Source organism: Bacillus sp. MMSF_3353, from assembly GCF_030733445.1.
GTDB lineage: Bacteria > Bacillota > Bacilli > Bacillales > Bacillaceae_G > Bacillus_A > Bacillus_A wiedmannii.
In genome coordinates, this window is sequence record NZ_JASHJA010000003.1 from 110,002 (window position 1) to 135,344 (window position 25,343).

The window sequence follows — 25,343 nt, forward strand, 5'->3', positions numbered from 1 at the left end:
GAAATTATTAATTTTGAGATAAGAGAAGTGGCATAATTAGGGGGAGAAGAATGAGTAAATTCGGATTGTATGGTAAGTTTATTGTGGAAGAACGTAATCGGGAAGAATTAACGAATATTTTGCTAGAGGCTGCGGAATCGATGAACGTACTTCATAGTTGTGAGGTATATATTGTAAGTACTTCTGATGACGAGCCAAATGCTGTATATGTTTTTGAAGTATGGAGTAATGAAGAAGCACATAAAGCATCTTTAACGTTAGAGTCTACACAAAATTTAATAAAGCGAGCAAAACCAATGATTACTGGAGCAGAAAGAATTAGCACTTTGAATGCTAGAGGCGGTAAAGGCTTGGAATAGAAAGAAGCAGCATCCAGATGGATGCTGCTTCTTTCTATTCTATTTCTAAATCAACAATTAAGTAAGCGAGTATCACAACAAAGAAAATGCTAACGGCTGGTGCTGTTAATACGTGTCCAGACATAAAGCCGATACCGAGCGATAAGACGAGTGTGCTAGCTAGTAGCATATGTTTTACGCTAAATAGTTTCTTGAAGTTTGTGATGATGCGAATGAATATTTTTATACCGAAATAAAGAAGTGGCAGTAAGTACATAAGGAAGCCAACAATTCCGAATGCGAAGAATAGGTCGTGGAAATCCATTTCGACTAACTTCATTTTCGTTGTATAGTTACCAGCGTACCCCATTCCAAATAGTTTTTGAGATAGTGGTGCTTCTTTATAGTATTGTTTATATACTTTTAAAAACTTGTCGCGATCACTGTAAATTAAACTTTTCATTTCAGAGTCTGTTAGTTCGCCTTGCTCATGTTCTTCTTCTGTAACTACTTTTCCTTCTTTTCGGTCTTTTTCTTCTTGTACTGATTTTTTGTATTCATATATTTGTAAATGGATGGTCATGTTTTTTGCGATAGGAGTTTGCGGTGTAAGTACGAGTAACCCTCCTAATACGACAGCAGCAACAACTGTATTTACAAGATATGTGAATCCTTTTCCTTCTTTTTTACGATGTATTATATATTCAATGAATAAGAAGAAAAGGGCGATACCAAGTGTAATAACGATGGCACCATAGCCTACTTTCGTTCCAATCATAATGCTTGCATACATTGCAACTACAGTTGGAATCCAGTAATACGCTTTTGAGAAAGAAGTTGTTTTATGAACTGAGTATAAGACAACGATTGGGAACATAATTGCAAAAATGGAACTTAAATCATTTCCAGCAAAGAACCATCCTCTTGAACCGATCTTTGAGTTCGGATAGCTTGGGAAATCTGTACCAGTTGCCATAGCCGCGATGATTGAAATACTTAAAATTAACGTTGCATATAAGAAATACGTAATGATTTTATGAAACGCGTAGTCGTTATTTTTTAATTCTTTTAGTGCGATAATATATCCAAACAGTAGTACTATTGGATATACACTTTTCAAAATAAATTTCACTTCTTCTCCAAATGAAACTGGAGATTTGACCATTAAATTATTCACAAGGCCAATTGCGAGTACAATGCCAAATAGACATAAATAAAGAATATACTTTTTCGCGCCTTGTTGTTTATGATGAAGAAGTAGATAACCTAATGCAAGAAGCATAAAGGCGAAACGGACTACGATTCCGACTGTTGCGCTCATGTGTAATACATAGATTGAAAAAGACGTTAACAAATCTAAAATTGGTTGAAACACAATGAATAGCAGTAGGAAATGCGGGAAGTAGTTATCCGTCTGTTTGAACTTAGTAACCATATGTTCCTCCATTTCTTCATTCCTTTATTTCAGAACCTCTATATAAATAGGAAGGAGAATGAATTTCTATATTTAATTTTTATATCAGACTTAAGAATACACCATTTCATTGTAATGGTAAATAGATGAAGAGAGGTGATAAACCGACTTTAATTTCTATATTTTTCAACGGAATTGTATGTTTTATACAAGGTCATATACAAATTACGAGATTATTAGACAGAAAATTGAGAAAAAAAGAAGGGTTTTTCACCACCTTTCTATAATTATATAAGTATAATCTTTATGTAGAAAAGAGGGGTATATATAATGGAAGTAACAAGTAAAACAGAATCTGTCGTTGTGAAATATGAAGGGCACGTTGCAACGGTTATGGTCAATCGCCCAGAGGTGTTAAATGCATTAGATGAGCCAACATTAAAAGAGTTATTACAAAAATTGAAAGAAGTAGCGGAGAGTTCTGCACACATTGTTGTGTTATGCGGAAGTGGTCGTGGTTTTTCTGCGGGTGGAGATATTAAATCGATGCTTTCAAGTAATGATGAAAGCAAGTTTGATGGCATTATGAATACCATTTCTGAAGTTGTTGTGACTTTATATACGATGCCGAAGCTTGTTATTAGTGCGATTCATGGACCAACTGCTGGTCTTGGGTTAAGTATTGCGTTAACAGCTGACTATGTGATGGCAGATATATCATCCATTATTGCGATGAACTTTATTGGAATCGCTTTAATTCCAGATGGTGGCGGCCATTTCTTCCTTCAAAAGCGTGTCGGTGAAAATATGACGAAGCAAATTATTTGGGAAGGAAAGAAATTATCAGCAACAGAAGCGCTTAATATCGGTTTAATTGATGAAGTAATCAGTGAGGATTTCCAAACGGCTGTGAAGCAAAAAATTAGTGAATGGTCACAAAAGCCGATCAAAGCGATGATTCAAACGAAGCAAATTTTATGTGAAGTAAATCGCTCCAATTTAGAACAAACATTGCAACTTGAAAAGCGCGGCCAATATGCGATGAGACAAACAGCGGATCATAAAGAAGGCATTGCTGCATTTTTAGAAAAACGTTTGCCTGCATTTAAAGGGGAATAAAGTGAAATTTGAATTAATAGTAGTTTTACTGCCGGTTAATTTAAGGTAAAGGGGAGAAAGTGCTAACACATTTTAGTATAATTGTGTTAGCACTTTTTTTTTAGGAGTAATATATGAAGAAAATTATTGGTGTTATCGGCATGATTGTAATAGCATATTATACTTTGCATAGTACACCATCTATGGCTGTGCGAACTGCGTTGTTTTTTGAAGGACATCCAAGCGTTGCGTTTTCTGGCGAAGTGACGAAAGAAAAAGATGTGAAAAAAGAAGCAATTCCAGCTGAGTACCAAACTCTATATGGTAAGGAAGAAGAATCAGAGCACTATTTCTTTCCTCACGTAAGGGCACATGGATCAGGAATTGATATGCTTAGTGCGTGCGTGAAGAAAAAATGGTTTTTCTATAAAGCAGAGCTCGGATGTTATTAAACATAGGAGGATGAATGATGTCAGCATATAACAAGTTAGTAAGAGATCGTGTTCCAGAGAAGATTTTAAGGTCTGGAAAAACATATACAGCACAAAAATTAACAGGACAAGCATACATACAAGCTTTAGCGAAAATTGGAACGGAAGAAATTCGTGAATTTGCTTCTATGAAAGAGCGTGAACATGCGCTAGATTCTCTTGCGGATGCACTGGAAGTGATCATTTCATTAGCGCGTGCAGAAGGTGCAACAATTGAAGATGTAGAACGTCTTCGTAAGAAAAAAGAAATAGAGCGCGGTGGATTTGAAAGAGGCATTTATTTGTTGGATGTTTCAGAAGAATAGTTTCGTAGGGAAAGCATAGCGTTAGTGAGTAACGCTATGCTTTTTTGTTGCAATTAAACTAATAATGAAGAAGATAACTGTTAATACCCAGCCAATTGTAATAGAAGTAGTAGTGTGAACTGCATAAGAAACTTGTAAACAAAATAATGATGCTAAAAACCAAATGAGTGCAATATGTATATATTTTTTTGATATATTCATATTTTATAACTCCTTTTGTATACTAAAAAGAATTTTACCGCAATTTAGAAAATTAAGCTATATGAGTAGAGGATTTATAGTAAATTCGGTATACTAAATAATAGAGAAAATGAGGAGGGAACGACAATGGCACATCATACGAAAGAAACGATGGAACTTATTAAGGAGCTTGTCTCTATTCCAAGTCCATCTGGAAATACAGAGAAAATCATTCGTTTTATTGAAAACTATGTAAGTGAGTGGAATGTAGAAACGAAGCGTAACAATAAAGGCGCTCTCATTTTAACGGTAAAAGGGAAAAATGATGCACAGCACCGTTTATTAACGGCACACGTTGATACGTTAGGTGCGATGGTGAAAGAAATTAAGCCTGACGGTCGTCTGAGTCTTTCTATGATTGGCGGATTTCGCTGGAACTCTGTAGAAGGAGAATATTGCGAAATTGAAACATCAAGCGGTAAGACGTATACAGGAACGATTTTAATGCATCAAACATCTGTGCATGTATATAAAGATGCAGGTGAAGCGAAACGCGATGAGAAAAATATTGAAGTTCGTATTGATGAGCGTGTATTTTCAGCTGATGAAGTACGCGAATTAGGAATTGAAGTAGGAGACTTCGTTTCATTTGACCCGCGCGTTCAAATTACAGAAAGTGGATACATAAAATCACGTCATTTAGATGACAAAGTAAGTGTTGCGATTCTATTAAAATTAATTAAGAGATTACAAGATGAAAACATAACATTACCATATACAACTCATTTCTTAATTTCTAATAATGAAGAGATTGGATACGGTGGTAACTCTAACATTCCAGAAGAAACGGTTGAATATTTAGCAGTTGATATGGGAGCGCTAGGTGATGGACAAGCATCTGACGAGTATACTGTATCTATTTGTGCAAAAGACTCTAGTGGTCCGTATCATTATGCACTGCGTAAACATTTAGTAGAGCTTGCGAAAAAGAATCATATTGAATATAAAGTAGATATTTATCCGTACTATGGATCGGATGCATCAGCTGCGATTCACGCTGGATTTGATGTGAAACATGCATTAATTGGAGCGGGTATTGATTCTTCTCATGCATTTGAGCGTACACATGAAAGTTCGATTGCTCATACAGAAGCACTTGTTTATGCATATGTATTATCAGAGATGATTGCAGAATAAGAAAAGAAATAGGCTACCTCTAGTAGCCTATTTTTTGTTTGCAGGGAAATCGACTTTATTTAACAAAAAGTAAATTAATTGTATTTTATTTTACAATATTAAGAAAGTAGGTTTACTACATAATTCGAGTATTATAAAATGATAGAGGCGCATTAATTTTTTTTGTTCGGATTTATTGAAATTTATATATTAAGATTACGCGTTATTAAAAATTGATTGTCGAGAGGAGTATTATTTTTTATGAAGTATCGTGCAGTCGCGGCAGGTATTTTAGCCGCAAGTTTATTATCGTCTCCAGTAAGTAGTTTCGCAGCAGCAAAGAAGTTTTCGGATGTTCCTACATGGGCGCAAGAATCAGTTGAATATTTAGTAGGAAAAAAAGCGCTTGATGGAAAGCCAGATGGAACGTTTTCTCCATCTGAAGCAGTAGATAGAGGATCAGCTGCAAAAATCATAGCAGTCGTTCTTGGTTTACCGATTGATCCAAAAGCAAAACCATCTTTTAAAGACGCACAGAGCCATTGGGCAGCACCGTACATTGCTGCAGTGGAAAAAGCAGGTGTAATTAATGGAGATGGTACTGGTAAATTTAATCCATTCAATAAAATGAACCGTGCATCTATGGCATCTATGTTAGTACAAGCGTACTCATTAGATAAGAAAATTATTGGAGAACTTCCAACACAGTTTAAAGATTTGGAACCTCATTGGGGTAAGAAACAAGCTAATATTTTAGTAGCCTTAGAGATTTCTAATGGTACGGGAAATGGCTGGAATCCTGAAGGAACTGTAACTCGTGCAGAAGCAGCTCAGTTCATTGCGATGGCTGATAAAAATAAAACAAATACATCAAAAAGAATGTATATGAACAGAAACTTTATTACATATCATCAACCATCATTATCATCTGGTATTACTGACGTTCAGCATAAGCCACAAATGGTTGAAGTGAAAGAGCAAAGAGCAGACGGCTGGTTGAAAATTGTAACAAGTAAAGGTGAGAAGTGGACACCTCTACAAGAAAAAACAGAAACAATTAACCAAGACTTTACTGCATATGAAACAGCTTCACATAGTTCTCAAGTGCTAGGTACATATAATGCACAAACAGTAACGATTATGGAGGAGAGTGGCAGCTGGATTCGTATTCGCGTAGGCGCTGGATTCCAGTGGGTTGATAAAAATCAATTAAACCCAGTAAAACAAGAGAACTTCTTAGAAGGTAAAGCGATTATTATTGATCCAGGTCATGGTGGAATTGACTCAGGTAATCCTGGTTATTATGAGAAAGAAAGTGAAACTGTATTAGATGTATCATTACGATTACAGAAAATATTTGAGCAAAGAGCACCATTTACTGTGATGTTCACTCGTACAGATAATACACGCCCAGGAACAAGTGGTCCTGATTCATTAAAGAAACGTGTAGAATTTGCACAAGAACATAATGGAGATATTTTTGTAAGTATTCATGGTAACGGTACGGATGATAAAAAAGGGCACGGTACAGAAACATTCTATTATGCAGCAGCACCGACAAGATCAACGAATCCATATGTAGAAGACAGTAAGTTATTAGCACAAAAAATTCAAGACCGTCTTGTAGTAGCACTTGGAACAACAGACCGTGGTGTGAAAAAAGGTGATCTATATGTAATTAGAGAAAATACAATGCCAGCTGTATTAACAGAATTAGCATTTGTAGATAATAAAAGTGATGCAGATAAAATCGCTACACCAAAACAGAGACAAGCTGCAGCAGAAGCGATTTATCAAGGTATTTTAGATTATTACGAAGCAAAGGGTAAGAAAGTATCTTCTTTCCGTTAATAAATAAAAAGAGATTGCCAATAGGCAGTCTCTTTTATTTATTAACGTTTCTCTTTATTTCCGGCATGTGATATCATTTAATTTTACGTAAAAAAGGTATTCGAATAATTGTAATCATAATAATTTTAAACGATAAAGGATGATAATAGATTGAGTAATCATAGTACAACACCTGCATGTATATATACGTATGCATTTCGTGAGGAGGAGCGTGCTTTATGTTATTTGGAAATGCGCTCGTTCTTTGGAATGGAGTCTCACGTTAATATTTTGAAAAGTGATGTCAAAATTGACCCGAGTAGAAGTGCGTTTATTAAAGAGCGCGTTGAGGTTATGTATGAAGGAGACGACTTAGAAAGTGTTTTAAAACAAGTAGAACAAATTGATTTGGCGGGGGCGTCATTTAAAGTTATCTTCGTTAAAATCAATGATCTTGGCAAAGAAAATAAAATTGAATATGGGGAAAGACGTCTCATTGAACGCGACCTCGGTATGCATATTGAAGGAGAAGCAGATGTTCGTAATCCAGAGCGTGTATTCGGGATTGTTCCTCTTGGAGGACGCTGGTACTTCGGACACTATGTAGAAAGTGAGCCGGTTTGGTATCATCACATAAAAAAACCGCACAGTTATTCGACATCTCTTAGCACACGTGTTGCGAGATCAGTTGCAAATATCGCTGTACCAAATCCAGATGGAGTACGAGCAATTGACCCGTGCTGCGGTATTGGAACAGTAGTAGTAGAAGCACTTTCTATGGGAATTAACATCGTTGGTAGAGATATAAATCCACTTGTAGTTCTTGGAACGAGAAAAAACATCGCACATTTCGGATTTGAAGGGACAGTAACAATAGGTCCAATTGAGGAAATTACTGAGAACTACGACGTTGCAATTATCGATATGCCGTACGACTTATTTACGCATGCAACACCAGAAGACCAGTTCTCCATTCTTTCAAGTGCGCGCCGCATTGCTAAAAAGGTAGTCGTTGTCACGATGGAAACAATGGACGACATGATTCATGAAGCAGGATTTGAAATTGCAGATCGCTGTATTACAAGAAAAGGATCATTTACTAGACAAATTCTTGTTTGTGAATAAGAAAGGAAGGTCACCCGTTGGGTGACCTTTTTTTAGTTTGTATTGATGTGTGATTGGTTGGTGGAATGGAGGAGTGATTTGGCGGAATTTGTCGGTAAGTCGATATTCCGTGTCGAATCGTCGATACCGCTACATTAGTATATTACTGTTCTTTTAATTTTTCTTGTTGTTCGATTAGTAAATTACGTAAGACGTGTCCGCGGTAACTTTCTAGTTTTCGTCCTTCAAGATAGCGCACGCCTAATTTTTTTAATTCAGCTACGTACCAGCCTTTTGTTCCATAATACATTGGATCACTTCCTTTTTGCTTTTAAACAGTATATGTGGCGGGGTGAGAGAATTTTCTTTTTTATTCAGTATTAGGGCTACAAAATTGAAAAAACATGTAAAGGGAATATGATATTACTTCTATTTCTAGTTTATTAAAATAGGCTTTATAGTAAGAATTTCTAAAAATATAAAGGGGGGATATGCTTTGTTTCCAGGTACTTTATATGAAACACATGTTAAAACAAGAAATTTAGAAGTAGCAAAAGAGTTTTATACTAAACTTGGATTATTTCATGCTCGCACAATTGAAGAACGTCGTGTCGCATTCTTTTGGTTTGATAAAGATAATAAGAAGGAACAAATGCTGGGCATTTGGGAGGTATCAGAAGAAGCATTTCATACAAGTCACTTTGCATTCAAGGTTAACTATGAAGAAATCATTCATGCAAGAGAATGGCTTCTTAATAAAGGAATAAACCCAAGGTCCGCTTTCGGTCTTGAACCGTCTGAGCCTATGGTTCAGACGTGGACACCTACTGCGAATCTTTATTTTTATGATCCTGACGGTAATTCTTTAGAGTTTCTATGTTTACTTCCTGAAAAGAAAAACGTAAAACAAGATGTCATGCATTTAAGTGAGTGGGAAAAATTGCCGAGTGAAATATAAAGTGAAACTTTAATCAGTGGGGGTTTTGTTCATCCCCCACTGATTATTAGTTGAACCAATCGGGCTTTTACGGGCAGTTGATCCCCCACCTAACTTCTTTGCTTTCGCTGAATTTTGAGGTGGGGGTCTTACTGCCCGTTAAATGCGGGATAAATTTGATTTTGGCTCCAATCCCGCGAAATAATTTAAGAAGGAACCATAACTTTGCTCAAGTAGTGACGTTATGGCTTTTTTGTTTTGTGCGGGCTAAGAATCACTCACTGTCTACTGTATAAAAAAATAGACAGTAGTGTATGCTTTTTTACACAATGTATACAAATTTATACCCTATGCGTTGGCATGATATTTGCAATAAAAAGAGTATCAACATATAGGGGAGAGATAGAAATGAAGGTTAGTAAAGTGTACACGACAATTGATGCTCACGTAGCTGGGGAACCGCTTCGAATTATTACAGGCGGTGTGCCAGAAATAAAAGGAGAAACGCAGCTAGAAAGACGCGCGTACTGTATGGAGCATTTGGATCATCTTCGAGAGGTTCTTATGTATGAACCGAGAGGACATCACGGTATGTACGGTTGTATCATTACTCCACCTGCAAGTGCTCACGCTGATTTTGGTGTATTATTTATGCACAATGAAGGTTGGAGTACGATGTGTGGGCACGGCATTATCGCTATTATTACAGTCGGAATTGAAACTGGTATGTTTGAAGTGACAGGTGAGAAACAAAAGTTCATTATTGATAGCCCTGCCGGGGAAGTGATTGCGTACGCAACATATAACGGGAGCGAAGTAGAGTCCGTATCATTTGAAAATGTTCCTTCATTTGTATACAAAAAAGACGTCCCTATTAAAATAGATGACTATGAATTTCAAGTAGATATCGCGTTTGGTGGAGCATTCTACGCGGTAGTAGATAGTAAAGAACTTGGTTTGAAGGTTGATTTCAAAGACTTAGCTGCTATTCAAGCGTGGGGCAGTAAAATTAAGCACTACATCGAGAGCAAAATGGAAGTAAAACATCCACTTGAAGAAGGGTTAAAAGGAATATACGGCGTTATTTTCTCAGATGAACAGAAAGGGGAAGGCGCAACTTTACGAAATGTAACAATCTTCGCTGATGGGCAAGTAGACCGTTCTCCTTGCGGCACAGGAACTTCCGCAAGAATCGCAACTCTTTTTGAAAAAGATGCTTTACAAAAGGGAGAAATTTTCGTCCATGAATGCATTACTGACGGGAAATTCGAGGGGGAAGTATTGTCGGTAACAGCGGTACATACATATGAAGCTGTCGTTCCGAAAGTAACGGGGTATGCATTTATTACAGGATTTCATCAGTTCGTTATAGACCCGAGAGATGATTTGAATCGGGGATTTTTGTTAGGATAAAGTGAAACTTTAATCAGTGGGGGTTTTGTCCATCCCCACTGATTATTAGTTGAACCAATCGGGCGTTTACGGGCAGTTGATCTCCCGCCTAACTTCTTTGCTCAAGCTGAATTTTGAGGTGGGAGTCTTACTGCTCGTTAATGCGGGATAAGAAGAGGAGGTGGAAAGATATGCTAGTCATAAGCGCGAACGAACAACGAAACTTAGTAAATATGAATGAAGTCATTGGATACGCGGCGCTTGCTTTAAAAGAATTTTCAGCAGAAAGAACGATCACACCAATTCGCGGCTCATTACCATTTGCGAACGAGAAAAATACGGCATTAATTATGCCTTCAGTAGCGGAAGGACTTGAGGCACTTGGCCTAAAAGTAGTAACAGTAGTCCCCGAGAACAAAAAGATAGGAAAGAAAACGATAAACGGGATTGTGATGCTATCAGACTTTCAAACGGGAGAACCGCTCGCACTTTTAGAAGGATCGTACTTAACGATGATTCGAACAGGCGCCTTATCAGGAGTAGCGACAAAATATTTAGCTCGTCATAATGCAAAAAACTTGTGCATTATCGGAACAGGTGAACAAGCGAAAGGAATTGCAGAAGCTGTATTCGCGGTTAGAGATATTGAAAAAGTAATTTTATACAACCGAACGGAAGAAAAAGCGTATGCATTTGCGCAATATATACAAGAGAAATTTAACAAACCAGCGTACGTCTACAGAGATCCAAATGAAGCAATAAGCGAAGCAGACATCATCGTCACAACAACGAATGCCTCCACACCAGTCTTCTCAGAAAAACTACAAAAAGGCGTCCACGTAAACGCCGTCGGCTCATTTAGACCGAACATGCAAGAACTACCATCCCACGCCATCGCGGGCGCAAACAAAGTAGTAGTCGAATCAAAAGAAGCAGCATTAGAAGAAACGGGTGATCTTCAAGTTCCGATACAAGAAGGTTTATTTGAAGCAAGCAACATCCATGCCGAACTCGGCCAAATCATTAGTGGAGAAAAAGCTGGTAGAGAGAACGATGAAGAGATTACTATTTTTAAATCAGTTGGTTTGGCGGTAGTGGATATTGTCGTTGCGAAATATTTGTATGAGAGAGCGGTGGAGCGCGGGGTTGGGAATAGGATTGAGTTTTGAGGGACTGCCTTTTGGAGATGTCCATATAAAAATCTAGGATAGAGATATAAGAAAAAACTTAATATTTTATTGATTTAAATAAAAAGACATAGTTTAGGCTATGTCTTTTTAGTAGTAAGTTATTTAGGGACGTATTCTGTATATATATGGAGATTAAAAACTAATTTATTCGGCTGTTATATGCATCTCATCTATAAATTTTCTTAAAGTTTTATTTCCTAAGAAGTGCATTTTAAATTGAAACCCAACGAAATAACAACATTGCTTTATTTTTAAGAATAATTCTTGCTTTTCCGTATTAGATAATAGTAACTCATCATGCTGTACTAATGTGTCCATAATATTTAAAAATAGTTTTTCAGCTTTTTTATTAAAAATATGCTGTCGAATGGCTATGAAGGTTATACAAATATTTGCTCCTAGAGCATAGGGAAGTAAAGAAACTTTAATAGCTTTTGTTAACCATTCATTTATTACATTGACCTGTATATATATGTCTGCAAGTATCATTTTGTTATATATATATGTTGCAAGCTCGTTTATAAAAATAAATATAATTAATGTGGTAATGGTACAAAACACACTCATAATGATAAATGAAAGATGTGTGTTTTTTAATTTATATAGTGGTCGAACGAATACGATAACAAATTGAATAAATATGGACATAATAATGGTACTTGTAATTATAAAGAAATTACTTCTTAGTAAATTTATATTTAAGTTAATTGATGTTACTATTTCAAATAACTCAAAGAAGCCTTGAAGTATGGTCGAGCTAAAAAGAACACTTATAATAGGTAAAAGAGTAATAAAGAAAAGAGTTGCTCTAATACTAGAGTATTTATAACTTAAAATATATACCGTCAAAGCAATTATGATAGGTATTAATATTAAAAATGTAAAGTTATAGAATCTATTAAAGGACGTATTTACTGAAATTAGTACATTAATCCACATGTATAGTCCCATTATTATAAATAAACATCCACATAGGAGAGAAAGAAGCTGCTTGATTATTATCAATCTAGCATTTAAATCGGAAGTATCATCAAATATATTATAATATTTAAGTTCCTTCGTGTTTTTCCATTGGTTAAATAAATTGGCTAAAGCTTTAATAATTATATAGAAGAAAACTAAAGTGAAAATTAAAGATGATATGAATCCTACTATGTGCGGTAAAAATATAACTAAAATCATATTTAAAAAAACAAATATATAAGTTAGTACGTAAAAATTTTGATACTGCTGTTTTTGTATATACAATTCAATTGTATTAAAGATAAATTTTATTGTACTAATAAAGAAGTTATAAATAATGAGGAGTACTCTATAAGATTTCTTTTTTTGTTGCATTAATTTTCCCTCTTTTCGTTATAAAATATTTTAGTAGTTTAATGATAATAAATCTTTATAGATTTATAAAGTAATATAATGTTTTTATAAAACCAGATTTCATCCTATGTGACGAACCAATCTCAGCACCAGATGTCTCAGTCCAAGCACAAGTCGTAAACATGCTGCAAGACATCCAAGAAGAAACAGGTGTCACATACTTATTCATCGCACATGACCTATCAATGGTACGGCACATATCAGACAGAATCGGAGTCATGTACCTAGGAAACATAGTAGAAATTGCCGACAGCGAAGACCTATACACAAAACCGGCACATCCATACACACAGGCACTACTCTCATCCATGCCAGGACCAGATCCAACAAGCACGGGCAAAGAACAGATCATCCTGCAAGGCGAAGTACCAAGCCCGCTAAACTCACCATCCGGCTGCAAATTCAGAACGCGCTGCAAATTCGCGACTGAAAAATGCGCGCAGGAAGTACCGAAGATGGTTGAGATTGAGAAGGGGCATGAGGTGGCTTGTCATTTGTTTTAGAGGGAGAGCATCGGGGGAACCTGGTGGTATTTCAGTTGGTAATATGATAACTGGTATGGCTTGTAACGTTAAATAATTTATATAATAAACATAAAAAAGAGCTAAGGTTCTCATACAGCTGTAGCTCTTTTTTATGTTTGTTAAATAATATCCTTTCAAAAAAATATTTAAGTCTATATTTATAATTTTTTCTATCTCAATGCATAAAGACAGGGGAGGATTATATTTAATTCCCTTCCATACTTCTGATGGGGTGGACATCAGTGAGATGTGGTGTTTTGTTTACGGATTTTTAACATCTTTATTTACAGTGTTTTGAATGTAAACTAATAATAAAAAGTTTGCTTTCAAATTAGAAAAGGTTAGTCCCTCACTCCACTCCAGTTAAAAACCTCACACCCAAAAACAAAGGGGAACTCAATTGTTCAAACTCATATAAAGTTTCAATCTTGTCTAAGCATTCATTAGGATATACAATTGATCATCTATTTTTCTTTACATAATCTCCAGATACAGTCCATATCAACTATAGATTCTTGTCTTATGCTAAATGTAATCAAAAAGCAAGTAGATAAAGATAATGACTAAAACATTAACTCTAGATACTTTTTTGATGAATATTACAAATAAACAGGAGGTAATGAAAAATGATTAAAACATTATTAGCAGGAGCACTTTTAAGTACAGGATTGGTAGCGGGAGGTGCAGTAGGTGCAGATGATGCGAAAATGGACAATTTAAAGTCAAATGAAGATAGTTCAAATCAAGTAATTACACAAAGTGCAGATGGAACAACGTCTTTCTCACAAAACTTTGATTTGCCTAAAGATGCAGTGCCAGCAACTCCTAAAGGAGACGCAAAAACTGTTGAAAGAACAGAAGGTACAGACTCTCAAGAAGGAAAAATGGTACCAGCAAAAGAAGGTACAGATTCTCAATCTGGATTTGAAATGGGAGCCCCTGAAAAACCAGAACATGCAAAAACTGTTGAAAGAACAGAGGGTACAGACTCTCAAGAAGGAAAAATGGTACCAACAAAAGAGGGAAATTAAATAATATATAGTTATAACGAAGAGCATCCAAAAGGGGTGCTCTTTTTATATTGTAGGGATTAACTAGTTTTACTGAATATAGAACTGTAGGAGGAATTGAGGCTAGAATATAGGTTATTGTCTCTTCAAATCATGGTGTTGGAAGCACTAGTTTTGGTGGTAACGTTACAACATAAACATTTTATTAGAGATTTTCTAAATTTACATACACTCTAGATAGACTACATATCAACTTCAGATACTTGTTTTATGATACAAGTAATCAAACAAAAGGAGGGCAATACAAAATGATTACAACAGTATTAACAGGGCACTCTTTTAAGTACAGGAGATTATTAACAGGTGGAGAAAATGTTGAAGATGTACAGACAGATAAATATATTCCATATGAACAAAATGAATGGCAGCAAACTCTAGAAAAGTATGATTCGAAGAAATTTGAGTTATAAAAAGAAAATAGATAAATATAGTGAAAATAGATAAATTGACAAGAGAAAAGCACTTTGTGTATATCACAGGTGCTTTTTATTTTCATTTTGATATAGGGCTTGAATTAAATTTTTAGACTAAAATATATACGGCAAAAAGGGGGGAGTATATTGCACAAAATTATTTATGGAATATTAATTTTAATCTATACTTTGTATTCATTTTTTGTAAGTGATGGAAGTGAAGTAAGGTTTATTATGGTGTTAACTATAGTACTTATCTTTTCTGTAGTTTTAGAAAAAGGAAATGCAAACAAAACGACTGATTAAAGGTCTTTTTGTTTGCATTTTTTAGTTGGCTATTACAGTCCAGATGTTTTAGGGATAGCACCAAATTGCCATCAAGCTTAAAGAATCATTTATCCCCAAACAATAAAAATGAGCTTTTTATTACAAGTTAGCACCAAATTTCGTTTTTGGGACACTATTAAATTTTTAGTTGATGAAAACACCCGCCTAAAATAGAAAACTTTTAACATATTATCATTTATTCCGTAGCTTTTAAGGTATTTAACACGACTTTGGTTGCGTCTGCAATAAGTTTATCATCGTATTTAGCATCTTCTTTATCATGATTAGAAAGTATAGCAAGAACAATTGGCTTTTTATTTGGTGGCCAAATAATTGCGATATCATTTCTTGTTCCGTAAGATCCCGCGCCTGTTTTATCAGCTACTTCCCATCCTTTTGGTACGCCCGCACGAATCAATTTATCTCCAGTTGTATTTCTCTTCATCCAATCTACTAATAGTTCACGTTTTTCTGTTGGAAGTGCAGTCCCTAATGTAAATGATTGAAGCGTCTTAGCTATTGCTTCTGGTGTACTGGTATCATGTGTTTCTCCTGGATGCACTTCATTTAATTCAGGTTCAAATCGTTCTGAAGTAGTAACAGTATCTCCCATTTCTCTCAAGATTTTTTCAAATTCAGAGGGACCTCCTAACTGTTTAAGAATCAAATTATGTGCTGTGCTGTCACTATATCGAACAGAAGCATCTGCAAGTTCTTTTAACGTCATTCCTGTATCAACATGCTTTTCAGTAATTGGATTATAATTAGAAAGATCTTCATGAGTATACGTAATCCTTTGATCGAGAGCTTCTAATGAGTTCTTGCGTAAAAGAGCGCCCACAGCTAATGATTTAGATGTAGATGCAAACGCAAAATGATCATCTGAATGATAAGCAATAGTTTGATTCGTACCTGTGTCCAGTGCATAAATACCAAGCTTAGCATCATATTCTTTTTCAAGTTTAGCGAAAGATTGGTTACCTGTATTTTCTTGTTTAATTTGATTAGCTTGATTCGTTTGTTTAGGTGGTTCAGATTGAGTGTTACTATTGGAACATCCTATAAGTGATACACATGAAAGTAATACTACAGGCACAATCTTTTTGTAATGTAAAATGTTAAAGAACTTGTTTAAAACGAACATAAATTTTCAACCTCTTTCAAGAATATATGGATTTTGTCTAGGTATTCTAAATACTAATGCAATTAAAGATGGCATTGGGTAACAATACTACTGCAGCTAAAATTTCACAGGTTAAACGACATCCAAAACGTTTATCCCGCATTAACGGGCAGTAAGACCCCCGCTGATTAAAGTTTCACTTTATATGATTGATAAGTCACAGTTTGCGTTATTTCTTTTTTGTTTCCACTTGTAATACTTAACTGTAGTATTACAATACATGTTTTTTACTTTTGGGAATAATAAGTCCTTTCATTTTTTTGTAATACATAAAAATAGATGTCAAACGGGATATGTTGTATCCAATCTGGACAACTCATATTAGAAATACACTTATTAGACACTCTAAGTAATAAATTTGTTCCACTTTAAGATGAGGAAGAATTTGGGTTTTGTAAAATAACAATGGAACTACGTGTTTTTTCGTCATACAAAAACCTCTACATATAAGTAGAGGTTTTTGAATTTCATATTAATGAATAATGCTTTTTCAGATAAACGAAGATTATAGAATACATCATTTTAACTAGATTTATTATTAACTAATTTATCCCCACCACCAAGCTCCGCCTCAATTTGTGAAGTCTTCGATGACTCAGCCATACGCCAATACGTAATAAAGCTGATCGCAATACATCCAGCTACGTAGAAGTAGAATAGTGATTCCATCCCGATACTTTTTAGCCATAAAGCGATGAACTCAGCTGTTCCGCCAAATATCGCAACAGTTAGTGCATACGGTAAACCTACGCCAAGTGCACGAATTTCGGTTGGGAAGAGTTCTGCTTTTACAATTGCGTTAATGGAAGTGTAACCAGTAACGATAATGAGGCCGACCATCATAAGTAAAAATGCTACGATTGGTTCTGTCGTTTTTTCCAGGAAGAAAAAGATTGGTGCTGTTAGTAATGTTCCGAGAATACCGAATGCCATTAATAGTGGGCGACGTCCAATTTTATCGGATAGTAGCCCCGCAATTGGTTGAAGTACGACGAAAATAAGCAGTGCGACAAAGTTAATCCAGCTTACAACTTCTTTCGGAAGACCGACTGTGTTTACCATGAACTTTTGTAAATATGTTGTGTACGTGTAGAAAGCGACAGTGCCTCCTAATGTTAGACCTACTACTGTTAATACTGCTTTCGGGTGTTTCATAAGCGCGCGAACGGTTCCTGCGCTTTCGCGTTTTTGTGATTTTATGTTTGCAAACTGTTCTGATTCATCCATCGTGCGGCGAAGCCATAATACAGCTACTGCGCCCATCGCTCCAATAATGAATGGAATGCGCCAGCCCCAAGCTTTCATATCTGGTTCGCTTAGTAATTGCTGAAGAACAATTTGAACGCCTAACGCAACCATTTGCCCGGCAACGAGCGTTACATATTGGAAGCTTGAATAAAAGCCACGGCGACCACTACTAGCCATTTCAGATAAATATGTTGCGGAAGTTCCGTACTCTCCGCCAAGCGATAATCCTTGCAGTAAACGGGCAAGAACTAAAATAATTGGTGCCATGATCCCGATGCTTTCGTAACTAGGTGTACAGGCGATAATTAAAGAACCACCGGCCATAACTGTAATCGAAAGCGTTAATGCTGCTCGGCGTCCGTGCCGATCCGCATAGCGTCCCATTAATAAACTTCCGATAGGGCGCATTAAAAATCCAACTGCGAAAATAGCTGCTGTGTTCAGTAACTGACTCGTTGGATCGCCTTTAGGAAAGAACTCTGCTGAAAAGTAAACAGCGAAAGCAGAGTAAACGTACCAATCATACCATTCAATTAAATTGCCGACTGAACCTTTGAAAATATTGCCGGCGACTCGATTAGATTTTGCTTGAGCCATAATCATTCCTCCTCTTGCTTAGTAATAAAAGGTATATATGAAAGCGTGTTCATTGTAGTTGAATTGTACTGTCTATAGAGTAAAATCTCAATATTATGACAATTTTATTCTTTTTGTACTTTATGTACATGGAGAGTTTTAATAGTTGCTTCATTATTAGTTTTGTCATAATAATAGAAAGGAGATTGATAGTTTTGAATATTTTATCAAAGGATATGAAGTATGAAGAAATCACGCAAAGTGTCATTACAAACGAAAATAGTAAGCTTAATTATCGCGTTAATTTTATTTGTTGTTCTCCTATTAGCGGGAATATTTGTTTACATTCAGTCCGTTGATACGAAGCGCCAAGTGGAGCAGCTAGCACTGCAAACAGCGAAGTCGCTTTCTTTTATGCCAGCTATAAAAGATGCTTTTCAAAATAATGAGCATAAAAGTATGATCCAATCCATTGCGGAACAAGTTCGTGAGCAAGCTGGTGCAGATACTGTCATTATAGAAGATCGCTCTGGGGTTATGTATTCACATTCTAATTCTGAGTTAATTGGTACAAAGAGTAACAATCCATATAACTATGAAGCACTCACTTTTGGCGGTTATTATACGCTTGAAGGAAATGGTGAAAGTGGTCCTGCTTTAATGGCGAAGGCACCCATTATTGTTCATAACGGAGACTACGATCAAGTCGTAGGTGTTGTGACAGTAGAGTTTTCAATAAAAGGTATCGAATCTAACATACTGAGCAGAACGAAAGAAATTATACTCTTTTCCTTAGCGGTATTAATAGCTGGAATTGTTGGCGGCATTCTTTTAGCACGTAGCATTCGGAAAGATACACTCGGTTTGGAACCGAATGAAATCGCAGCGCTATACCGGGAACGAAGCGCAATACTACTATCTATAAAAGAAGGAATTATCGCTATCGATCAAAACGGTTTTATTACGATGATGAATACGTCGGCAGAAGAAATGCTACATGTAAATGATGATTATATGCAGCAGCACATTTCAAAAGTTTTACCGGAATTTAATATGGAAAGAGTGCTAGAAAACGATCAAGAAATCGCGTTTCAAGATAAAGTGTTTATTTTAAACATGACGCCGATACTCGAAAATAATAATACGGTAGGCGTTGTATGTAGCTTTAGAGATAAAACAGAACTGCAAAACTTAGTGAATACGATATCTGAGGTAAGAAAGTATTCTGAGGACTTACGCGCTCAAACACATGAATTTACAAATAAGCTGTTCGTCTTATCAGGATTACTTCAGTTAGGACATTACAAAGAAGCGATTGAATTTATCCAACAAGAATCTAATATTCATCAAAGCCAAAACCATATTTTATTCAATCAAATTCATGATGCGAAAGTACAAGCTATTTTATTAGGGAAAATCGGAACAGCATCTGAGAAGAAAATTGATTTTCATATTGAAGGAGATAGTGCGCTGCATCCGTTACCAGACCATATAAAAGTTTCGCACCTTATTACGATCCTTGGAAACATAATCGACAATGCGTTTGATGCGGTGAGTGAACGAGAGGAGAAGAATGTTTCTTTCTTCATTACGGATATTGGGCACGATATTGTGTTTGAAGTGATAGATAGTGGAGCAGGAATACCGGCAGAAAAAATTACGACCATTTTTCAAAAAGGATTTTCAACGAAAGGAAACAATCGTGGCTACGGACTAGCGAACGTAAAAGAAATGGTAGATGTACTAGGTGGAACAATTGAAATTCAAAACGAGAAAAACGGGGGAGCTATTTTTACAATTTACCTTCCGAAAACATTGAGAGAAAGTACATGACAAACAGGGGGATGGGCATATGTTGAAGATTGCAATTGCAGAAGATGATTTCCGCGTCGCGCAAATTCAGGAGGAGTTTTTATTAAAAATAAAGGACGTAAAAGTGATTGGAAAAGCATTAAACGCAAAAGAAACGATGGAATTACTACAAAGGGAAGAAATCGATTTGCTTCTATTAGATAATTACTTACCAGACGGAATTGGAACCGACTTATTACCACAAATCCATGCTGATTTTCCAAACGTTGACGTCATTATGGTTACTGCGGCGAATGAAAACCATATGCTAGAAAAAGCAATTCGAAATGGCGTAAGTAACTATCTTATAAAACCAGTCACGTTAGAAAAATTTGTTCGCACCATTGAAGACTATAAAAGAAAGAAGCAACTATTACATAGTAACAATGAAGTAAATCAAGCACTCATCGATAACTTCTTCGGCAATTCGCAAACACAAGACATAAAAAACTTACCGACAGGTGTGGATCCGTTAACACTGCAAAAGGTAAAAGGAATAATAAAAGGGTTTGAAGAGGGCATTACAATAGAAGAAATGGGAGAACAAATGGGTGCCTCCCGAACAACCGCAAGAAGATATTTAGAATACTTAGTAGCAACAAACGAATGCACAGTAGAATACACATACGGCATTATCGGACGACCAGAACGAAAGTACCGAATAGGACGAGGGCTATGAAAAAACGATTATTACTATGTATATGGATTATGACAGGAGTAATAGCTGGTTGTTCCTTGGAAAAAACTCAAACGAATACAGTAAACATAGACAAAGTAGAAATCGTAGCGCCGAACGTTCAAGGGGCCGGATGGGACTTAACAGCAAGAGCAATGCAAAAAACGCTGACAGAAGAAAAAATCTTCACAAAACCAATCACAGTCATAAACAAAGTAGGTGGCAGCGGTGATGTCGGATGGAAATATACGAAACAAAAAGGCGGTCACGTACTGGCAATTAACTCAAGCTTACTCATAACGAACAACCTACTAGGCCACAGTAAACTAACATATAAAGACTTCACACCGCTCGCAACACTCGCATCGGACTGGGAAGTCGTTGTCGTATCAAAAGAATCAAACATAGAAAACGCAAACCAACTAATGGAACAACTAAAACAAGACAAGAATAACTTCAAAATCGGCGTTGCCCCTGGCCTAGGAAACGACGATCACCTATCCTTCGTACAAGTAAGTAAAGCATTCGGCATAAACCCTGCCGAACTACAATTCTTCGTCTACGAAAACAAAGAAAAAATCATAAACGCCCTAACGAACAAACAAATCAGCGCCGCAACCATGACCCTATCCGAAGCCGAAAAACAATACAAAGCCGGCAAAATAAAAATACTAGCCGTATCCGCACCCAAACGCCTAGACCGCCTACCAGAAATCCCAACATGGAAAGAACAAGGCATCAACGTCATCTTCCAGCACTGGAAAGGAATTATGGGACCAAAAGATATGACGGAGGAAGAGGTTGCTTATTGGGATGGTGTTATTAAGAAGATGGTGGAGAGTGATAGTTGGAAGGGGATTTTGAGGGAGCGGGGGTGGGAGAGTTTTTATAAGGGGAGTGTGGAGATTAGGGGGTTTTTGGAGGAATGTCATTTTAGGTATGAGGAAATGGTGAAAAAAGAGGCTTAAGAGGGAAGTATTCAATCAGGCTTTATTTTTGTAGTTACTTCTATATAATATAAAAGAGATGAGAGTGTTAGGCTAATTGTATTAAAAGGGCTAGATAGGGATAGATAAAATCTAGCTTACTGATTAAAAATATATTAGTCGTTAAAAGATATAAAAGGCATTTTTCAGTCTATAAAGTGTGGAAACATAAAGTATAGAGTTTCTGTGAGATTTAAGGAGGACATAATGAAGAAAAATATTTATGTTGTTGGAGCAGTAATTGTTCAAGATGAGAAAATTTTATGTGCACAAAGAGGACCATCTAAATCGCTACCTCTTATGTGGGAATTTCCAGGTGGGAAAATAGAAGAGGGAGAAACACCTCAAGAGGCGTTAAAGCGTGAAATTGATGAAGAAATGCATTGTAGCGTGCAGATTGGTGAGCAAATAGATTATACAGACTATGAGTATGATTTTGGTATTGTTCATTTGAAAACTTTCTATTGTAAACTTGTTGAAGGAAGTCCGGTTCTAACTGAGCACGTAGCAATTAAATGGTTATATCCGAATGAACTAGCAGCTTTAGATTGGGCACCTGCGGATATCCCAACTATTGAGAAGTTATCAAAAGAATCTATTGTAAAGTAATTTGATAAAAAACTATCCGTTTTAGGCGGATAGTTTTTTATATTGTAATAAATTTGCACTTTAAATCAGTGAGTAATACAATTAATATAAAAATTTGTCATAAATGGTGATCATATGGAGAATTTTATTCAAAAATTAGAGGGGTCTTTATATAAAGGGTTTATTGATCAAAAACATAGTCATCCCGGAATATATAAGCCTAAATTATTAGTAAACAATACGAAAAAAAATGAAAATGTTTTAAGTTCATTGTTAGAGGAGCTAGAAAATAGTACATCCTTTATTTTTTCAGTGGCTTTTATTACGGAAAGTGGACTGGCGACTTTAAAATCGCATTTCCTTGATCTTAAACAAAGAGGGGTTAAAGGACGTATATTAACATCTACATTCTTAAATTTTAATACACCAAAAGTGTTTAGAGAATTAATGAAACTTGAAAATGTAGAAGTAAGATTAACAAACTTATCTGGTTTTCATTCAAAGGGGTACATATTTGATAATAAAACACATTGTTCATTAATTGTCGGTAGTTCGAATCTGACTGCACATGCTTTGAAGGTAAACTATGAATGGAACGTCAAGTTAACATCGCATGAAGATGGAGAGATTGTTCAACATTTTAAAAATCAATTTGAAGAAGTCTGGGAGCATTCTCAAGTATTAACTGAAGAGTTAATTGCAAATTACGAAACAATATATGAACAAGTTGCAGAAAATAAGTTGCTAGATCGAGTTATAGAATTACCTGGTCAATATCATAATGCAATTGAAGAAGCGTTGAAAATTACGCCAAATAAAATGCAACAAGCTGCATTAAAAGAAATACAAGCTATTCGAGAAGCTGGAGAAGCAAAAGGCTTAGTTATTTCCGCAACAGGAACGGGGAAAACATATCTTTCAGCATTTGATGTTAGAAATTTTGCACCTAAACGGATGCTATTTATTGTTCACCGAGAGCAAATATTAAATAAAGCAAAATCAGATTTTCAAAAGGTGCTTGGCGGAGCCGATGAAGACTTTGGAGTTTTATCAGGATCAAATAAGCAAATAAATGCTAAATATTTATTCGCGACAATCCAGACTATTTCAAAGGAAGAAAATTTACAACAATTTGATCCTGGGCTATTTGATTATATTTTAATAGATGAAGTTCATAAAGCTGGTGCTAGTTCTTATCATAGGGTTATTGATTATTTTAAACCGAAATTTTTAATGGGAATGACTGCTACACCTGAGCGTACAGACAATTTTAATATTTATGAGCTATTTGATTACAATATTGCTTATGAAATTCGTTTGCAAGAAGCACTTGAAGAAGATATGCTTTGTCCTTTCCATTATTTTGGAGTAACTGATTTTGAATATAATGGTGAAAAGATAGATGACACTACAGTTTTATCTAAACTTGTTACGGAAGAGCGAGTAGATCATATAGTTGAAAAAGTAAAATATTATGGTTTTTCTGGTGAGAAAGTAACAGGATTAATGTTTTGCAGCCGAAAAGATGAGGCAGAACAATTATCATATGCCTTAAATAGTAGAGGTTTTCGCACATTTGCATTAACCGGCGATCATTCCCAAGAGGAAAGAGAACTGCGGGTAAATCAATTAGAAAATGGCATACTGGATTATATTTTAACAGTAGATATTTTTAATGAAGGAATCGATATTCCAAGTGTTAACCAAGTTGTCATGTTAAGACAAACTCAATCAAGTATTATCTTTATACAGCAGCTGGGGCGTGGACTTCGAAAACACGATTCGAAAGATTTTGTTACGATCATTGATTTTATTGGAAACTATAAAAACAACTATTTAATTCCAATTGCTCTTTCAGGAGATAGATCACAAAATAAAGATAATATACGTCGATATACAAATGACACGAGTTATATTAAAGGTATTTCAACAGTTAACTTTGAAGAAATAGCAAAAAAGCAGATCTTTAAAGCAATTAATAATAGTAATTTAACAGCAATGAAAGTATTGAAGGAAGCTTTTGCTGAGTTGAAAAATAGAATAGGAAGAACTCCATATCTATATGACTTTATAGTAAACCATTCTATTGATCCAGTTGTACTTGTAGAAGGATATTCGAACTATTATCAATTCCTATTGAAAATGAAAGAAGATGTCCCTACATTAACAGAGTACGAAAATAAAGTTTTAACAATGCTTTCATTGGAAGTACTAAATGGAAAACGTAAAAACGAAATCGTTTTGTTAGACTTATTATTAAAGCAAGAAAAAGTTGATAAGGATGAGTATATAAAACAACTTGAAGAATCTAATTGCTTAACAGATGATGCTACGATTACTTCTGTGCAGCGGGTTTTTGAGTTATCGTTTTTCACACAGAATAACCAGAAAAAATATGGTGAAAAGCCAATTCTCGCATTACAAGAAGATAATACGTACATGTTTAATGATCTAATCCGAGAAAGCTTAGAACAGAATGAATACTTTAAGTACATGGTAATGGACATCATTAAAAGTGCGAAAGACAAGAACAAAAATTATGAGTGTGATAGTAACCTTACTATATATAAAAAATACTCAAGAAAAGATGCATGTAAACTTTTAAATTGGCACATTGATGAGACTTCAACTATGTATGGCTATAAAACCAAATACGCTACTTGCCCAATATTTGTCACATATCATAAAAACGATGAGGTAGAATCGAGTGTGAACTATGGTGATGAATTCCTTAATCAAGATGTTCTTAAATGGTATACTAGAAGTAATAGAACGTTAAAGTCAAAGGAAGTTCAAACAATTATTGATGCTAAAGAAAATAATATTGACGTCCATATTTTTGTGAAAAAAGATGATGACGAGGGAAGCGACTTTTACTATTTAGGAAAAGCGAGACCCGATAAAACAAGTGTAGAACAAACTGAAATGCAAGATAAAAATGGAAAAGAACTGCCGGTTGTTACGATGAATATGATTATGGAGAAATCGGTGGATAATAAGCTCTATGATTATTTAAAGGATAGTAATGTTTTGTAGGTAGATTAAAAGTTCAATAATATTATTACTTTA

23 protein-coding genes and 2 pseudogenes are annotated in these 25,343 nt (G+C 35.5%); 19 read left to right on the top strand and 6 right to left on the bottom strand.

Annotated elements, in window-relative coordinates; translation table 11 throughout:
- Positions 1-50: 50 nt before the first annotated feature.
- A complete protein-coding gene (locus RBB48_RS08580; protein WP_088062140.1) occupies positions 51-359 on the top strand; it encodes a putative quinol monooxygenase in 309 nt (102 codons plus the stop codon).
- A gap of 34 nt (positions 360-393) precedes the next feature.
- Here RBB48_RS08580 and RBB48_RS08585 read toward each other — a convergent pair whose 3' ends face one another.
- The gene (locus tag RBB48_RS08585) at positions 394-1,773 is read right to left on the bottom strand and encodes an O-antigen ligase family protein (RefSeq protein WP_098135142.1); all 1,380 of its coding nucleotides are present in this window, start codon (positions 1,771-1,773) and stop codon (positions 394-396) included.
- A gap of 309 nt (positions 1,774-2,082) precedes the next feature.
- Between RBB48_RS08585 and RBB48_RS08590 the strand changes: the two genes are divergently transcribed.
- The 3 genes from RBB48_RS08590 (at position 2,083) to RBB48_RS08600 (ending at position 3,646) form a co-directional block, all read left to right on the top strand.
- Complete coding sequence (locus RBB48_RS08590; protein WP_098135144.1) at positions 2,083-2,871, top strand: enoyl-CoA hydratase; 789 nt, start codon at positions 2,083-2,085, stop codon at positions 2,869-2,871.
- A 113-nt stretch (positions 2,872-2,984) separates the two neighbouring features.
- On the top strand, positions 2,985-3,302 hold the full coding sequence (locus RBB48_RS08595) for a hypothetical protein (RefSeq protein WP_087985737.1): 318 nt from the start codon (positions 2,985-2,987) through the stop codon (positions 3,300-3,302).
- Between the two features lie 17 nt (positions 3,303-3,319).
- Positions 3,320-3,646: a nucleoside triphosphate pyrophosphohydrolase gene (locus tag RBB48_RS08600; protein ID WP_087985736.1), complete on the top strand. Its 327-nt coding sequence runs from the start codon at positions 3,320-3,322 to the stop codon at positions 3,644-3,646.
- Between the two features lie 21 nt (positions 3,647-3,667).
- On the opposite strand, the gene RBB48_RS08605 is transcribed toward RBB48_RS08600, so the two are convergent.
- The gene (locus tag RBB48_RS08605; protein ID WP_087985735.1) at positions 3,668-3,847 is read right to left on the bottom strand and encodes a hypothetical protein; all 180 of its coding nucleotides are present in this window, start codon (positions 3,845-3,847) and stop codon (positions 3,668-3,670) included.
- Between the two features lie 126 nt (positions 3,848-3,973).
- Here RBB48_RS08605 and RBB48_RS08610 point away from each other — a divergent pair, with 126 nt between their 5' ends.
- From RBB48_RS08610 to RBB48_RS08620, 3 genes are all read left to right on the top strand, one after another.
- Positions 3,974-5,023: a M42 family metallopeptidase gene (locus RBB48_RS08610; RefSeq protein ID WP_097892144.1), complete on the top strand. Its 1,050-nt coding sequence runs from the start codon at positions 3,974-3,976 to the stop codon at positions 5,021-5,023.
- Positions 5,024-5,263: 240 nt separating this feature from the next.
- The gene (locus RBB48_RS08615; protein WP_306007535.1) at positions 5,264-6,853 is read left to right on the top strand and encodes an N-acetylmuramoyl-L-alanine amidase; all 1,590 of its coding nucleotides are present in this window, start codon (positions 5,264-5,266) and stop codon (positions 6,851-6,853) included.
- 150 nt (positions 6,854-7,003) lie between these two features.
- On the top strand, positions 7,004-7,957 hold the full coding sequence (locus RBB48_RS08620; protein WP_306007536.1) for a TRM11 family SAM-dependent methyltransferase: 954 nt from the start codon (positions 7,004-7,006) through the stop codon (positions 7,955-7,957).
- A 142-nt stretch (positions 7,958-8,099) separates the two neighbouring features.
- Here RBB48_RS08620 and RBB48_RS08625 read toward each other — a convergent pair.
- A pseudogene (locus RBB48_RS08625) lies at positions 8,100-8,267 on the bottom strand (YflJ family protein); the annotation flags it as partial.
- Positions 8,268-8,432: 165 nt separating this feature from the next.
- Between RBB48_RS08625 and RBB48_RS08630 the strand changes: the two are divergent.
- The 3 genes from RBB48_RS08630 (at position 8,433) to RBB48_RS08640 (ending at position 11,434) form a co-directional block, all read left to right on the top strand.
- The gene (locus RBB48_RS08630; RefSeq protein ID WP_088062151.1) at positions 8,433-8,894 is read left to right on the top strand and encodes a VOC family protein; all 462 of its coding nucleotides are present in this window, start codon (positions 8,433-8,435) and stop codon (positions 8,892-8,894) included.
- A gap of 339 nt (positions 8,895-9,233) precedes the next feature.
- Positions 9,234-10,286: a proline racemase family protein gene (locus RBB48_RS08635; protein ID WP_306007537.1), complete on the top strand. Its 1,053-nt coding sequence runs from the start codon at positions 9,234-9,236 to the stop codon at positions 10,284-10,286.
- A 170-nt stretch (positions 10,287-10,456) separates the two neighbouring features.
- Positions 10,457-11,434, top strand: coding sequence for an ornithine cyclodeaminase family protein (locus tag RBB48_RS08640; RefSeq protein ID WP_306007538.1), 978 nt, complete (start codon positions 10,457-10,459; stop codon positions 11,432-11,434).
- A 165-nt stretch (positions 11,435-11,599) separates the two neighbouring features.
- Here RBB48_RS08640 and RBB48_RS08645 read toward each other — a convergent pair whose 3' ends face one another.
- The gene (locus RBB48_RS08645) at positions 11,600-12,793 is read right to left on the bottom strand and encodes a hypothetical protein (protein WP_306007539.1); all 1,194 of its coding nucleotides are present in this window, start codon (positions 12,791-12,793) and stop codon (positions 11,600-11,602) included.
- Between the two features lie 86 nt (positions 12,794-12,879).
- Between RBB48_RS08645 and RBB48_RS08650 the strand changes: the two are divergent.
- The 4 genes and pseudogenes from RBB48_RS08650 to RBB48_RS08665 form a co-directional block, all read left to right on the top strand.
- A pseudogene (locus RBB48_RS08650) lies at positions 12,880-13,335 on the top strand (oligopeptide/dipeptide ABC transporter ATP-binding protein); the annotation flags it as partial.
- Between the two features lie 647 nt (positions 13,336-13,982).
- Positions 13,983-14,387, top strand: a complete 405-nt coding sequence (locus tag RBB48_RS08655) for an alpha-ketoglutarate permease (protein WP_306007540.1) — start codon at positions 13,983-13,985, stop codon at positions 14,385-14,387.
- Positions 14,388-14,674: 287 nt separating this feature from the next.
- Complete coding sequence (locus RBB48_RS08660) at positions 14,675-14,836, top strand: hypothetical protein (protein ID WP_162937125.1); 162 nt, start codon at positions 14,675-14,677, stop codon at positions 14,834-14,836.
- A gap of 150 nt (positions 14,837-14,986) precedes the next feature.
- The gene (locus RBB48_RS08665; RefSeq protein WP_002105584.1) at positions 14,987-15,145 is read left to right on the top strand and encodes a hypothetical protein; all 159 of its coding nucleotides are present in this window, start codon (positions 14,987-14,989) and stop codon (positions 15,143-15,145) included.
- A 217-nt stretch (positions 15,146-15,362) separates the two neighbouring features.
- On the opposite strand, the gene blaIII is transcribed toward RBB48_RS08665, so the two are convergent.
- On the bottom strand, positions 15,363-16,310 hold the full coding sequence (blaIII, locus tag RBB48_RS08670; RefSeq protein ID WP_306007541.1) for a class A beta-lactamase BlaIII: 948 nt from the start codon (positions 16,308-16,310) through the stop codon (positions 15,363-15,365).
- A gap of 561 nt (positions 16,311-16,871) precedes the next feature.
- A complete protein-coding gene (locus RBB48_RS08675) occupies positions 16,872-18,194 on the bottom strand; it encodes an MFS transporter (protein WP_088062163.1) in 1,323 nt (440 codons plus the stop codon).
- A gap of 222 nt (positions 18,195-18,416) precedes the next feature.
- Between RBB48_RS08675 and RBB48_RS08680 the strand changes: the two genes are divergently transcribed.
- The 5 genes from RBB48_RS08680 (at position 18,417) to RBB48_RS08700 (ending at position 25,310) form a co-directional block, all read left to right on the top strand.
- Positions 18,417-20,006, top strand: a complete 1,590-nt coding sequence (locus RBB48_RS08680; protein WP_306007542.1) for an ATP-binding protein — start codon at positions 18,417-18,419, stop codon at positions 20,004-20,006.
- Positions 20,007-20,025: 19 nt separating this feature from the next.
- Positions 20,026-20,703 carry a response regulator gene (locus RBB48_RS08685; RefSeq protein ID WP_262801172.1) on the top strand — a complete coding sequence of 226 codons (678 nt, stop codon included), beginning with the start codon at positions 20,026-20,028 and terminating at the stop codon, positions 20,701-20,703.
- Complete coding sequence (locus RBB48_RS08690; protein WP_306007543.1) at positions 20,700-21,668, top strand: tripartite tricarboxylate transporter substrate binding protein; 969 nt, start codon at positions 20,700-20,702, stop codon at positions 21,666-21,668. Before RBB48_RS08685 ends, RBB48_RS08690 begins: the two co-directional genes overlap by 4 nt.
- A 225-nt stretch (positions 21,669-21,893) precedes the next feature.
- Entirely contained in the window at positions 21,894-22,295 is a 402-nt protein-coding gene (locus RBB48_RS08695) for a (deoxy)nucleoside triphosphate pyrophosphohydrolase (RefSeq protein ID WP_088062171.1), read from the top strand.
- A 114-nt stretch (positions 22,296-22,409) separates the two neighbouring features.
- Positions 22,410-25,310 carry a DEAD/DEAH box helicase gene (locus tag RBB48_RS08700; protein ID WP_088062173.1) on the top strand — a complete coding sequence of 967 codons (2,901 nt, stop codon included), beginning with the start codon at positions 22,410-22,412 and terminating at the stop codon, positions 25,308-25,310.
- Positions 25,311-25,343: the final 33 nt, after the last annotated feature.

Coding starts and splice junctions, on each gene's coding strand:
- RBB48_RS08580 (WP_088062140.1), top strand. CDS start 51: ATGAGTAAATTCGGATTGTATGGTAAGTTTATTGTGGAAGAACGTAAT.
- RBB48_RS08585 (WP_098135142.1), bottom strand. CDS start 1,773: ATGGTTACTAAGTTCAAACAGACGGATAACTACTTCCCGCATTTCCTA.
- RBB48_RS08590 (WP_098135144.1), top strand. CDS start 2,083: ATGGAAGTAACAAGTAAAACAGAATCTGTCGTTGTGAAATATGAAGGG.
- RBB48_RS08595 (WP_087985737.1), top strand. CDS start 2,985: ATGAAGAAAATTATTGGTGTTATCGGCATGATTGTAATAGCATATTAT.
- RBB48_RS08600 (WP_087985736.1), top strand. CDS start 3,320: ATGTCAGCATATAACAAGTTAGTAAGAGATCGTGTTCCAGAGAAGATT.
- RBB48_RS08605 (WP_087985735.1), bottom strand. CDS start 3,847: ATGAATATATCAAAAAAATATATACATATTGCACTCATTTGGTTTTTA.
- RBB48_RS08610 (WP_097892144.1), top strand. CDS start 3,974: ATGGCACATCATACGAAAGAAACGATGGAACTTATTAAGGAGCTTGTC.
- RBB48_RS08615 (WP_306007535.1), top strand. CDS start 5,264: ATGAAGTATCGTGCAGTCGCGGCAGGTATTTTAGCCGCAAGTTTATTA.
- RBB48_RS08635 (WP_306007537.1), top strand. CDS start 9,234: ATGATATTTGCAATAAAAAGAGTATCAACATATAGGGGAGAGATAGAA.
- RBB48_RS08640 (WP_306007538.1), top strand. CDS start 10,457: ATGCTAGTCATAAGCGCGAACGAACAACGAAACTTAGTAAATATGAAT.
- RBB48_RS08645 (WP_306007539.1), bottom strand. CDS start 12,793: ATGCAACAAAAAAAGAAATCTTATAGAGTACTCCTCATTATTTATAAC.
- RBB48_RS08655 (WP_306007540.1), top strand. CDS start 13,983: ATGATTAAAACATTATTAGCAGGAGCACTTTTAAGTACAGGATTGGTA.
- RBB48_RS08660 (WP_162937125.1), top strand. CDS start 14,675: ATGATTACAACAGTATTAACAGGGCACTCTTTTAAGTACAGGAGATTA.
- blaIII (WP_306007541.1), bottom strand. CDS start 16,310: ATGTTCGTTTTAAACAAGTTCTTTAACATTTTACATTACAAAAAGATT.
- RBB48_RS08675 (WP_088062163.1), bottom strand. CDS start 18,194: ATGGCTCAAGCAAAATCTAATCGAGTCGCCGGCAATATTTTCAAAGGT.
- RBB48_RS08680 (WP_306007542.1), top strand. CDS start 18,417: ATGAAGAAATCACGCAAAGTGTCATTACAAACGAAAATAGTAAGCTTA.
- RBB48_RS08685 (WP_262801172.1), top strand. CDS start 20,026: ATGTTGAAGATTGCAATTGCAGAAGATGATTTCCGCGTCGCGCAAATT.
- RBB48_RS08690 (WP_306007543.1), top strand. CDS start 20,700: ATGAAAAAACGATTATTACTATGTATATGGATTATGACAGGAGTAATA.
- RBB48_RS08695 (WP_088062171.1), top strand. CDS start 21,894: ATGAAGAAAAATATTTATGTTGTTGGAGCAGTAATTGTTCAAGATGAG.
- RBB48_RS08700 (WP_088062173.1), top strand. CDS start 22,410: ATGGAGAATTTTATTCAAAAATTAGAGGGGTCTTTATATAAAGGGTTT.